We start from the raw sequence: 11,636 nt of genomic DNA on the forward strand, positions 1-11,636 counted from the left end.
GCCGAGGGTTCTGACCTTCACCACGTTATCCGCTTGCCGTCCCACCCCCAGAAACTGCCACTCTCCGCCGGCCCTAGCCGTGCTACCTGTTCTATCACGCACTGCGCGGCAAACGCCGGGTCAAACAGTTTCCCCTCCGGTACGTTGCCCTGAAAGGGGCGCGACAGCGCGGTGTCGGTGGTGCCCGGATGCAGCGCCAGTACAGTAGCGTCAGGGTTGAGGCGTTTCAGTTCGATGCTCGCCGTGTGCAGCAACTGGTTCAGCGCCGCCTTGCTCGCACGATAGCTGTACCAGCCCCCCAGGCGATTGTCGCTGATCGAGCCGACCCTGGCCGACAGTGCGGCGAATGTGGCGGGCTGTTTGCGCAACAGGGGCAGCAAATGCTTGAGCAGCAGGATCGGCGCGAACGTATTGGTGGCGAAACCGGCCTGCAACCCCGCCAGGTCCAGCTGGGCCAACGACTTTTCGGCTTTGGCACCTTCCTGATGCAGGATGCCCAAGGTGCTGATGACCAGGTGCAGGTGCTCGCAGGCAAGGCCCACCTCACGCGCCAGGCCTGCGAGCGCTGTTTCATCGCGGGCATCGCAGTCCGTCAATCGCATGCGTTCGCCATGTGCCCTGGCCAGCGCCAGCAGTGCCTCATTGGTGCTGGCGTGGCGTGATACCGCCCACACCTGGCGAACATCACGCCGGGCCAGCAGTGCGCTGCACAGCGCCAGGCCAATGCCCTGGCTGGCACCGCAAATCAATACATCGGCCTTGTCTGCAAGGTTGGGGATCAGGCTCATGCGCTGGCTCCTCAGTGTTGGCGTCTTGGTTGCAATGCGGGTTGGCACTTCACTCCTGATAGATCTTCGTCAACAACCGCAACAACTGCCCGCGCTCCTCATCATCCAGCGCCGCTGTCGCCTCGCGGTCGCTGTCGCTGGCAATTTGCTTCAGCTCCTTCAGCAAGGCTTCCCCGGCCTTGCTGAGAAATATCCCATAAGAGCGCTTGTCCGGCTTGCACCGCACACGGACAGCCAGGGCGCGTTCCTCCAGCTTGTTCAGCAGCGGCACCACCTGCGGAGGCTCGATCGCCAGCGAGCGGGCCAGGTCTGCTTGCATCAATCCCGGGTTTTGCTCGATCACCGCCAGTGCCGAGAACTGTGCCGGCCGCAGGTCGTGCGCCGCAAGGCGGCCTATGAGGTTCTGGAACAGCTTCAACTGGGCACGGCGCAGGGCGTAACCGAGCAAGTCTTCAAGCACACCGTCCGCGGCAGTGGCGGGGGGGGTGGCTGTTTCGCTAGTGCGGGCAGACCTTGCCATGGGGGTGCATGCTCCTCGTTCACTGATAAGAAAGTTACCCAGTTTGCCTGCCTTGGCGCCATCCGGCTAGGGGCGGGCGCTGGAAAATGCCTGTCAAGCCGTTCGATAAAGTAAAGATAATTTTCATAATGGTTAATTGACATAACTAATTTGCTGGCTTAGTTTGATGAGCATCACCTCGAACAACAAGAGTGCAAAACCATGAGCAAATACGAAGGCCGCTGGGCAACCGTGAAGGTCGAGCTGGAGTCGGGCATCGCCTGGGTTACCCTTAACCGCCCTGAAAAGCGCAACGCCATGAGCCCTACCCTGAACCGGGAAATGGTCGAGGTGCTGGAAACCCTTGAGCAGGACGCCGAAGCCGGCGTACTGGTGCTGACCGGCGCCGGTGAGTCGTGGACCGCGGGCATGGACCTGAAGGAGTACTTCCGCGAGGTGGACGCCGGCCCGGAGATCCTCCAGGAAAAGATCCGCCGCGAAGCCTCGCAATGGCAATGGAAGCTGCTGCGCATGTACGCCAAGCCGACCATCGCCATGGTCAACGGCTGGTGCTTCGGCGGTGGCTTCAGCCCGCTGGTGGCCTGCGACCTGGCCATCTGCGCCGATGAGGCCACCTTCGGTCTGTCGGAAATCAACTGGGGCATCCCGCCGGGCAACCTGGTCAGCAAGGCCATGGCCGATACCGTTGGCCATCGCCAGTCGCTGTACTACATCATGACCGGCAAGACCTTTGGCGGCCCCAAGGCAGCCGAGATGGGCCTGGTGAACCAGAGCGTGCCGTTGGCGCAGCTGCGTGACACCACCCGCGAGCTGGCCCTGAACCTGCTGGAAAAGAACCCGGTGGTGCTGCGCGCCGCCAAGAACGGTTTCAAGCGTTGCCGTGAACTGACCTGGGAGCAGAACGAAGACTACCTGTACGCCAAGCTCGACCAGTCGCGCCTGCTGGATACCGAAGGCGGGCGCGAGCAAGGCATGAAGCAGTTCCTCGATGACAAGAGCATCAAGCCGGGGCTGCAGACCTACAAGCGCTGAGTTTGGCCAGGCTGCGCCGTTACTGGCTGCAGCCTGCGGATATTCCCTACAACGACAAAAAAAGGAATGACCATGTTGCAGGTGCCTTTGCTGATAGGCGGGCGCTCGTGCCCCGCCAGTGATGGACGAACCTTTGAACGGTGCAATCCGGTCACGGGTGAGCGTGTTTCGCAGGCCGCCGCTGCCACGCTGGCCGATGCCGATGCGGCGGTTGCTGCCGCCAGTGCCGCGTTCCCTGCCTGGGCGGCGCTGGCACCGGGCGAGCGGCGCAGCCGCTTGCTGGCGGGCGCCGACCTGTTGCAGGCGCGGGCCGGCGAGTTCATGACGGCGGCGGGCGAGACCGGGGCGATGGCCAACTGGTACGGCTTCAATGTGAAGCTGGCCGCCAACATGCTGCGTGAGGCGGCGGCCATGACCACGCAGATCACCGGTGAGGTGATCCCATCGGATGTGCCTGGCAGCTTCGCCATGGCCCTGCGCGCGCCCTGCGGCGTGGTGCTGGGTATCGCACCGTGGAACGCCCCGGTCATCCTCGCCACCCGCGCCATCGCCATGCCACTGGCGTGTGGCAACACCGTGGTGCTCAAGGCATCGGAACTCAGCCCGGCGGTGCACCGGCTGATCGGCCAGGTGCTGCACGATGCCGGCCTGGGCGACGGCGTGGTCAACGTCATCAGCAATGCCCCGGAAGACGCCCCGGCCATTGTCGAGCGGCTGATCGCCAACCCGGCAGTGCGGCGCATCAACTTCACCGGTTCCACCCATGTCGGGCGCATTGTCGGTGAGCTGGCGGCGCGGCACTTGAAACCGGCATTGCTGGAGCTGGGCGGCAAGGCGCCGCTGCTGGTCCTTGACGACGCCGACCTGGACGCCGCTGTCGAAGCGGCGGCTTTTGGCGCCTACTTCAACCAGGGGCAGATCTGCATGTCCACCGAGCGTCTGGTGGTCGATGAGCGCATTGCCGATGCCTTCGTCGACAAGCTGGCACGGAAGGTGGCCGGCCTGCGCGCCGGTGACCCGCAGGCCAGTAGCTCGGTGCTCGGCTCGCTGGTCAGCGGTGCGGCCGGGGAACGTATCAAGGGGCTGATTGACGATGCCGTGGCCAAGGGCGCTCGCCTGGTGTGCGGCGGCCAGCTGGAGGGCAGCATCCTGCAGCCGACCTTGCTCGATCACGTTGACAGCAGCATGCGCCTTTACCGCGAAGAGTCCTTTGGCCCGGTGGCGGTGGTGTTGCGGGCGGAAGGTGACGAAGCCTTGTTGCAGCTGGCCAACGATTCGGAGTTCGGCTTGTCTTCGGCCATCTTCAGCCGCGACACCAGCCGTGCCCTGGCGCTGGCCCAGCGGGTGGAGTCGGGCATCTGCCACATCAATGGGCCGACCGTACACGACGAGGCGCAGATGCCTTTCGGCGGGGTCAAGTCGAGCGGCTACGGCAGCTTTGGCAGCCGGACCGCGATCGACCAGTTCACCCAGTTGCGCTGGGTCACCCTGCAGCATGGCCCGCGGCATTACCCCATCTGAGCGACACGCGACACGCCGCCGCCGGCATCGCTGCGCGGCGGCAGGATGTACAACAAGAACAAGGAGCAACCTGCGTGAATACCGAAGCCCGCCCACGGTCCTCCGGCCCGGGCCAATGCCCGCGCTATCGCCCGGTATCGATCGGCCACCCCCAGGTGCAGGTCAGCCAGGCCGATGGCATCCTGCGCATGCAGCCGGTCGAACCCTTGGCACCCCTGCCGACGCGCCTGCTCGACCGCCTGCTGCACTGGGCGCACGTGCGTCCCGACACCACGTTCATCGCGGCGCGTGAGCCCGATGGGCGCTGGCGCGAAGTCAGCTATGCCCAAATGCTCGGGCAGGTCCGCACCATCGCCGCCAACCTGCTGGACTTTGGCCTTGGCGCCGAGCGGCCGTTGGCGCTGTTTTCCGGTAACGACATCGAGCACCTGCAGCTGGCCTTGGGCGCCATGTACGCCGGCATCCCGTACTGCCCGGTGTCGCCAGCCTACGCGTTGCTGTCGCAGGACTTCGCCAAGCTGCGGCATGTTTGCGAGGTGCTGACCCCCGGGCTGGTGTTTGCCAGCGACACCCAGCCGTTCTCGCGCGCCTTCGCTGCGGTACTGGATGAGTCGGTGCCCGTGGTAAGCGTTCACGGCCAGGCGCCTGGCCGTACCCATGTAACCTTCGCCAGCCTGCTGCAGCCGTGCGACCTGGCGGCGGCCGATGCCGCGTTTGCCGCGACCGGGCCGGACACCATCGCCAAGTTCCTCTTCACCTCAGGCTCCACCAAGTTGCCCAAGGCGGTGATCACTACCCAGCGCATGCTTTGCGCCAACCAGCAGATGCTGCTGCAAACCTTCCCGGTGTTTGCCAAAGAACCGCCCGTGCTGGTGGACTGGCTACCCTGGAACCACACGTTCGGCGGCAGCCATAACCTGGGCATCGTGCTGTACAACGGCGGCAGCTTCTACCTGGATGCTGGCAAACCCACCCCGCAGGGCTTTGGCGAAACCTTGCGCAACCTGCGTGAGATATCGCCCACGGCCTACCTCACCGTACCCAAAGGGTGGGAAGAACTGGCCAAGGCGTTGGAGCAGGATGAGCAGTTGCGCGAAGTGTTCTTCGCCCGCATCAAGCTGTTCTTCTTTGCGGCAGCCGGCCTGTCGCAAAGCGTGTGGGACCGCCTCGACCGCATCGCCGAACAGCACTGCGGCGAGCGTATCCGCATGATGGCCGGCCTGGGCATGACCGAAGCGGCGCCGTCCTGCACTTTCACCACCGGGCCGCTGTCCATGGCCGGCTACGTGGGGCTGCCGGCGCCGGGCTGCGAAGTGAAACTGGTACCCCAGGCCGGCAAGCTCGAGGCGCGCTTCCGCGGCCCGCATATCATGCCGGGCTACTGGCGCTCCCCGCAGCAAACCGCCGACGCCTTCGACGAGGAGGGTTTCTACTGCTCGGGTGACGCACTGAAGCTGGCCGATCAGGAACAGCCAGAGCAGGGCCTGATGTTCGATGGCCGTATCGCCGAAGACTTCAAGCTGTCGTCGGGGGTGTTCGTCAGTGTCGGCCCGCTGCGCAACCGCGCGGTACTGGAAGGCTCGCCTTGTGTGCAGGACATCGTGGTGGCCGCGCCCGACCGCGAGTGCCTGGGTATCCTGGTGTTCCCGCGTTTGCCCGAATGCCGCCAGCTGGCCGGGCTGCCGGCCACTGCCAGCGACGCCGAGGTGCTGGGCAATGAGGCCGTGCGCGACTGGTTCGCCGCCTGGCTGGTACGGTTGAACCGTGAAGCCCAGGGCAACGCCAGCCGCGTCGAATGGCTGGCATTGCTTGAAGAACCACCCTCGATCGATGCCGGGGAAATCACCGACAAGGGTTCGATCAACCAGCGTGCGGTGCTGCAGCGGCGGGCTGCGCTGGTGGACGCGCTGTACCGGGGGCAAGCCCCTGGCCAGCTCCACGCGCAGGCACAGCCATGAGCCGCGGCGGGCTGTGCACTGCGTTCGATGACGCGGCCATCGTCGAGATGGTGCGCACCCCTTGGGTCGGCCTGGGTGGCGCGCTGGCGGCTGTTTCACCTGTCGACCTCGGGATCAAGGCTGGGCGCGCTGTGCTGGCGCGGGCCGGTATCGATCCGCAGACGGTGGACAGCGTGCTGTGCGGCAGCATGGCCCAGGCCAGTTTCGATGCCTACTTCCTGCCGCGCCATGTCGGGTTGTACTGCGGTGTGCCGCAGGCGGTTCCGGCACTGGCGGTACAGCGCATCTGTGGCACCGGGCTGGAACTGTTGCGCCAGGCTGGCGAACAGCTGCGCAGTGGTGTGGAGCAGGTGTTGTGCGTGGGCGCCGAGTCGATGTCGCGCAACCCGATTGCCGCTTATGAGCATCGGGGCGGCTTTCGCCTTGGCGCACCGGTCGGGTTCAAGGACTTTCTCTGGGAGGCGCTGTACGACCCGGCTGCGGGTGTGGACATGATCGCCACCGCCGACAACCTGGCCCGTGAGCATGGCTTGCAGCGCGAGGCCGTGGATGCCTGGGCCCTGCGCAGTCACCAGCGCGCCTTGCAGGCGCAGCACGCCGGTTGGTTCGATGAGGAAATCGTCAGCGTCAGCGATGAGGCCTTCGACGCCGAAGGCTTGATGCCCCGCGCAATCGGGTTACCGCGTGGCGTGAGCGAAGTCAGCCGCGACAGCCATCCACGGCCCACCGATGCGGCGGCATTGGCCCGGCTGCGTGCCGTGCATGAAGGCGGCGTGCAAACCGCCGGCAACAGCTGTGCGGTGGTGGATGGTGCGGCGGCGGCAGTGGTGGCACGTTACTCCCGCTGTACCCGGCCACCGCTGGCACGCTTGCTGATGGCCACCGCGGTTGGCGTGCCGCCGCGGACCATGGGCATTGGCCCCGCTCCGGCTATCGAGTTGCTGTTGCAACGCAGCGGCCTGCGCCTGGACCAGATCGGCCGCTTCGAAATCAATGAGGCGCAGTCGGCGCAGATACTGGCCGTGGCCCAGGCGCTGCGGCTCGATGTGGCAAAGCTGAACGTTCACGGCGGCGCGATCGCCCTCGGTCATCCGCTGGCTGCCACGGGCCTGCGCCTGGTGCATACCCTGGCCCGGCAGCTGCGCCAGGGCAACCTGCGTCATGGCATCGCTGCCGCCTGCATCGGCGGCGGCCAAGGCATGGCGCTGCTGATCGAAAACCCCTGTTTCAGCGCTTGAATGTGAGGTGATCCATGGCCTGGAAAGCGCCATTGCCGGACATGCAATTCGTGTTGCAACACTGGCTGCGGGCCGACCAGGCCTGGCAGGCAATGCCGCCCTACGCCGAGTTCGATCTGGACCTGGCGGGGCAAGTGCTGGAAGAGGCGGCGCGTTTCAGTGAGCAAGTGCTGGCGCCGCTGAATGCCACGGGTGATCGCCAGGGCTGTCGTCTGGATGCGGGTAAAGTGCGCACCCCGGATGGCTTCCCGGCGGCCTATCGGGCGTATGTCCAGGGAGGTTGGCCGGCGCTGGCCTGTGCGCCCGATCTGGGCGGCCAAGGGTTGCCCCAGGTGCTCGACGCCGCCCTGCAAGAGATGTTGTTTGCCAGCAACCATGGTTGGGCCATGTATACCGGCATCGCTCACGGCGCCTATCTGTGCCTGAAAACCCATGCCAGCGAGCAGTTGCAGGCGCGCTTCCTGCCCGGCATCGTCAGCGGCGCAACCCTGCCCACCATGTGCCTCACCGAGCCCCAGGCCGGCAGCGACCTCGGCCTGCTGCGTTGCCGGGCCGAACCAATGGGCGACGGCCGCTATGCCGTGACCGGCAACAAGCTGTTCATCTCTGGCGGCGACCATGACCTGACCGACGATATCCTGCACCTGGTGCTGGCGCGTTTGCCGGGGGCGCCGGCCGGCAGCCGCGGTCTGTCGTTGCTGCTGGTGCCGAAAAGGCTCGAGGATGGCCAACCCAATGCCGTGTACTGCGATGGCCTGGAACACAAGCTGGGCATTCGCGGCAGCGCTACCTGCGCGCTGCGCTTCGACGGCGCCAGCGGCTGGCTGGTCGGGCAGGCCCACGGTGGCCTGGAGGCGATGTTCGTGATGATGAATTCGGCCCGCCTGCATGTCGGCCTGCAAGGGCTGGCGCATGCAGAGGCCGCCTGGCAGTACGCCCGGGACTACGCCCTGGAGCGCCGGCAGATGAACGCGCCGGGGCAACCGAAGGGCCAGGCCGACCCCATTCACCTGCACCCCGCCATGCGCCGGGTGCTGCTGGAACTGCGGGTGCGCAGCGAAGGCATGCGCGCGCTGGGCTACTGGACCGCACACTGGCTGGACATCGCTGGCACTTCTGCAGACGTCGCGGAACGGGCCAAGGCAGCGACGCTGGCGGCGCTGCTGACCCCGGTCGTCAAGGCAGCCTTCACTGAACAGGGCTTTCACCTGGCCAGCAAGGCGCTGCAGGTGTTCGGCGGCTACGGCTACACCTGCGAGTTCGCCATCGAACAAACCCTGCGCGACAGCCGCATCGCGATGATCTACGAAGGTACCAACGAGGTGCAGGCCAATGACCTGCTGCTGCGCAAGGTACTGGGTGATGGCGGTGAAGGGTTCGCCCTGCTGCTGGGCGAACTTCGCAAGGAAAAAGGTGCGGGCAGGGCGGCGGCTGCACTGCGCAGGGTCTGCGACACGCTTGCGGCTGTGCTTGCCAAGGTGATGCTGAATGCGGCGGACGACCCCGAATACCCGTACCGTGCAGCCGGTGACTTTCTCCAGCTGTGCGCCACGGCGTTGCAGGCCTACGCGTGGGCCCGCACCGAACGCTGCATTCAGGCACTGCCGGCGGATGCGCCGCAGCGGCTGACGAAGCAGGAAAGCGCCAATTTCTTCGTCAGCTACCTGCTGCCAGATCTCGACCGACAGGTAGCGGCCGTGGAGGCGGCCGCTGCACCGTTGCCCTACCTCAGCGCACCGTCCTGAAGCCTACGTGTGAAGTAGCCATGAACACCGGCTGCGGCTGCCTGGCTGACGGCCGGTAGCGCATGCACCGGTCCGCCGAGCACAGGTGCGACCCTCCCTTGATCACCGCAACCTTCACGCCCGGCTCGGCGGGGTCGAAGCTTTCGTCCACGCTTGGGCCGGGCGGATCGATAGCCACTTCGCTCTGCGGCTCGTGGCCTGGGCGGTAACCCGTGGCGGTAAGCTCCCAGACGTTGCCGCCGGCGTCGAACAGGCCGAAGCGGTTGGCCGGGAAGCAGCCCACCGGCGAGGTGCCGGTAAAGCCGTCGGTCGCCGCGTTGTGGTAGGGGAACTGGCCCTGCCAGGTATTGGCCATGAGCTTGCCCTTGGGCAGTTCTGTCGTGCCCCAGCTGAAATCCGCATCCTGCAGGCCACCGCGCATGGCGTACTCGAGCTGCGCCTCGCTGGGCAGCTTGCGCCCGGCCCAGCGAGCATAGGCCTGGGCATCCTCCAGGGCCACCTGCACGACGGGGTGGTTGCTCTGCCCGGTGACACTGCTGCCCGGGCCCTGCGGATGACGCCAATTCGCGCCAGGCACGAACTGCCAGCCAGGCTCGGGCACATCCGGCCCTTGCTGGAACACCATCGCCCCCGGCACCCGCAGGTGCTCGGGCAAGGTGGGGTCGTCGGCGACGCTGATGCCCCTCTCGGCATGGGTGAGGTAGCCGGTGGCCGCGACGAAGCGTGCGAACTGGGCATTGGTGACCGGGTGCACATCGATCCAGAAGCCCGACACGTTCGCTGGGTGGGGTGGGCCTTCTTCATCGTAGTACCGGTCTGAGCCAAAGCTGAACACACCACCCGGCAACCGCACCATGCCCTCTCGCCAGACCCCCTGGCGCAGCCCCGGCAGGCCGCTGTAGCCATCGCACAGCAGCGCCGGCGCCGGGGCTTGCGGCCAGGCGCTATAGCCCACGGCGAGCAAACCGGCGGCGAGCAGTGCGCCACCGGCTATTCGGGCGATCATGGCTTGCTGGCCACGGCCTGGTTGGCCGGCTTCGCCGGGCTGGCGGGGCGGCCATCGGCATCGATCACGATGTTGCTGCGCTGCGCATAAGCCTTCCAGTCACGCAGCATATGCGCCACTTGCCCGGGGTGTGCGGCGGCGATGTCATGGTGCTCGCCAGGGTCTTTGCGCAGGTCATAAAGGCGCCAGCCCGGCTTACCGTCGGTGGCATCCCACAACAGTTTCATCGAGCCCTTGCGCAGCGAGGCGCTGCCGTTGATTTCCCAGCCCAGCGCTTCGTCCTCGGCGTGGATGCGCGTGTCGTCGCCTTGCAGGTAGCTCAGGGCCGAGGTGCCCTGTGGCGGCACGATATCGCGGTCGCGGTACTTGATGCCGGGCATCGCTGCACCGGCCAGCTGCAACAGTGTCGGCATGATGTCGCGGACACTGGCCAGCTGTTCGCTGCGCCCTGGCTTGATGGTGGCCGGGTAGTAGACGAAGGCTGGCACGCGGATGCCGCCCTGGTAGGTGGTCATTTTGTAGCGGCGGCTGGGCAGGGCACTGACCTGGGCCCAGGCCGAACCGATCATCAGGAACGAATCCCGCCGGCCATAGTTTTCCAGGCGGTTGTCGAAGTGCTGTGCGATCCAGTCCGGGTCGACGCGGGTGGCGTTTTCCGGCCCGTTGTCGGACATGAACAGGATCAGCGTGTTGTCCAGTTCGCCGGTCTTGCGCAGGTGCTCTACCAGGCGTCCGACCTCGGCATCCAGCGCCGTGACCATGGCTGCGTACACCTCCATGGTGCGCGCCGACTGGCGCTTCTGCTCATCGCTCAGCGATGCCCAGCTTGGCACGCCTTCAAGCTGGGCCTGCAGCGGGAAGTCCGCCGGCACCAGGCCGGCCTTGCGTTGGCGTTCCAGGCGTTGGTGGGCGATGGCTTCATAACCTTGGTCATAGCGGCCACGGTATTGCGCCAGATACGGCTCCGGCGCCTGCAGCGGCCAGTGCGGTGCGGTATAGGCGGCGAAGGCGAAGAACGGCTTGTGGCTGGCCTTGCCCTCATCGATCGAGGCGATCAGGCGGTCGGTGAACCAGGTGCTGGAGTAGAAGTCGTCGGGCAGGTCGATAGGCTTGCCGTTGTGGCGGAACGTCGCGCTGTAGTTCGACTGCAGGTCCATGTTGGCTTGCTTGAAGTGGGCGGCGCCGCCCTCGAGCAGCACGTACGCCTGGTCAAAGCCGCGGTTCTGCGGCTGTTGCGCTGGCTGCATGCCCAGGTGCCATTTGCCGGAGATGTACGTCCGGTAGCCGGCGTCGTGCAGCAGTTCGGCCAGGGTGGCGACATTGGCGCCGAGCACACCTTCGTAGCCAGCGCGCACCTCAGACCCCGCCGGCAGGCGTTTGCGTGCCTCGGCCATCATGCCCAGCCCGGCAATGTGCGGGTCGTTGCCCGACATCAGCATGGCGCGGGTGGGGGAACAGCTGGGTGCTGCATGGAAGTCCAGCATCAGGCGGCCATCGGCCAGCAGCTTGTCCAGGTGCGGTGTGCGGATCTCGCTGCCCAGCGCCGACAGGTCGGAAAAACCGAGGTCGTCGGCAACGATCAGCAGAATGTTTGGTTGTTTAACAGTTGGCGCAGCCATGGCCTGGCTGACGCCAAGCATGAGCACGCCGAAGGCGGCAAGGGGTTTGAGGCAATTCATGTAGGTGCTCTTGTTGTTGTAATGAGTGAAAAGGCATGCACAGACGCAAGCCAGACATGCCGCAGCGCCAATACTAGCGGCCAATGGCGGCTGCTTGCCGAGGTCGGATGCAGAAGCGTTCGATCAGCGAACGCTTCCTCTCATCCACT

The 11,636-nt window shown here is 65.9% G+C and carries 9 protein-coding genes; 5 read left to right on the plus strand and 4 right to left on the minus strand.

Annotation, left to right across the window (positions count from 1 at the left end):
- Positions 1-17 precede the first annotated feature (17 nt).
- On the minus strand, positions 18-788 hold the full coding sequence (locus OO258_RS09590; RefSeq protein ID WP_266030048.1) for an SDR family NAD(P)-dependent oxidoreductase: 771 nt from the start codon (positions 786-788) through the stop codon (positions 18-20).
- A gap of 49 nt (positions 789-837) precedes the next feature.
- Positions 838-1,308 (minus strand): MarR family winged helix-turn-helix transcriptional regulator, encoded by a 471-nt coding sequence (locus tag OO258_RS09595; RefSeq protein WP_266030050.1) that lies wholly within the window; start codon positions 1,306-1,308, stop codon positions 838-840.
- 201 nt (positions 1,309-1,509) lie between these two features.
- On the opposite strand from OO258_RS09595, the gene OO258_RS09600 reads away from it, so the two are divergent.
- From OO258_RS09600 to OO258_RS09620, 5 genes are all read left to right on the plus strand, one after another.
- Positions 1,510-2,340, plus strand: a complete 831-nt coding sequence (locus OO258_RS09600) for a p-hydroxycinnamoyl CoA hydratase/lyase (protein WP_266030052.1) — start codon at positions 1,510-1,512, stop codon at positions 2,338-2,340.
- Between the two features lie 72 nt (positions 2,341-2,412).
- A complete protein-coding gene (locus OO258_RS09605; RefSeq protein ID WP_266030054.1) occupies positions 2,413-3,861 on the plus strand; it encodes an aldehyde dehydrogenase in 1,449 nt (482 codons plus the stop codon).
- 74 nt (positions 3,862-3,935) lie between these two features.
- Positions 3,936-5,819, plus strand: a complete 1,884-nt coding sequence (locus tag OO258_RS09610; RefSeq protein ID WP_266030055.1) for a feruloyl-CoA synthase — start codon at positions 3,936-3,938, stop codon at positions 5,817-5,819.
- On the plus strand, positions 5,816-7,057 hold the full coding sequence (locus OO258_RS09615) for a thiolase family protein (protein ID WP_266030057.1): 1,242 nt from the start codon (positions 5,816-5,818) through the stop codon (positions 7,055-7,057). Before OO258_RS09610 ends, OO258_RS09615 begins: the two co-directional genes overlap by 4 nt.
- A 14-nt stretch (positions 7,058-7,071) precedes the next feature.
- Positions 7,072-8,802, plus strand: a complete 1,731-nt coding sequence (locus OO258_RS09620) for an acyl-CoA dehydrogenase family protein (protein ID WP_266030059.1) — start codon at positions 7,072-7,074, stop codon at positions 8,800-8,802.
- Here the strand turns inward: OO258_RS09620 and OO258_RS09625 are convergent.
- Positions 8,786-9,808, minus strand: coding sequence for a formylglycine-generating enzyme family protein (locus OO258_RS09625; protein ID WP_266030060.1), 1,023 nt, complete (start codon positions 9,806-9,808; stop codon positions 8,786-8,788). The genes OO258_RS09620 and OO258_RS09625 overlap by 17 nt on opposite strands.
- Positions 9,805-11,487, minus strand: coding sequence for an arylsulfatase (locus OO258_RS09630; protein ID WP_266030061.1), 1,683 nt, complete (start codon positions 11,485-11,487; stop codon positions 9,805-9,807). Before OO258_RS09630 ends, OO258_RS09625 begins: the two co-directional genes overlap by 4 nt.
- Positions 11,488-11,636: the final 149 nt, after the last annotated feature.

Origin of the sequence: Pseudomonas sp. DCB_BI (assembly GCF_026240995.1) — a bacterium.
Lineage (GTDB): Bacteria > Pseudomonadota > Gammaproteobacteria > Pseudomonadales > Pseudomonadaceae > Aquipseudomonas.

Excerpts from the sequence above, each read along its gene's own strand:
- OO258_RS09600 (WP_266030052.1), top strand. The coding sequence starts at position 1,510 with ATGAGCAAATACGAAGGCCGCTGGGCAACCGTGAAGGTCGAGCTGGAG.
- OO258_RS09625 (WP_266030060.1), bottom strand. The coding sequence starts at position 9,808 with ATGATCGCCCGAATAGCCGGTGGCGCACTGCTCGCCGCCGGTTTGCTC.
- OO258_RS09590 (WP_266030048.1), bottom strand. The coding sequence starts at position 788 with ATGAGCCTGATCCCCAACCTTGCAGACAAGGCCGATGTATTGATTTGC.
- OO258_RS09630 (WP_266030061.1), bottom strand. The coding sequence starts at position 11,487 with ATGAATTGCCTCAAACCCCTTGCCGCCTTCGGCGTGCTCATGCTTGGC.
- OO258_RS09605 (WP_266030054.1), top strand. The coding sequence starts at position 2,413 with ATGTTGCAGGTGCCTTTGCTGATAGGCGGGCGCTCGTGCCCCGCCAGT.
- OO258_RS09595 (WP_266030050.1), bottom strand. The coding sequence starts at position 1,308 with ATGGCAAGGTCTGCCCGCACTAGCGAAACAGCCACCCCCCCCGCCACT.
- OO258_RS09615 (WP_266030057.1), top strand. The coding sequence starts at position 5,816 with ATGAGCCGCGGCGGGCTGTGCACTGCGTTCGATGACGCGGCCATCGTC.
- OO258_RS09620 (WP_266030059.1), top strand. The coding sequence starts at position 7,072 with ATGGCCTGGAAAGCGCCATTGCCGGACATGCAATTCGTGTTGCAACAC.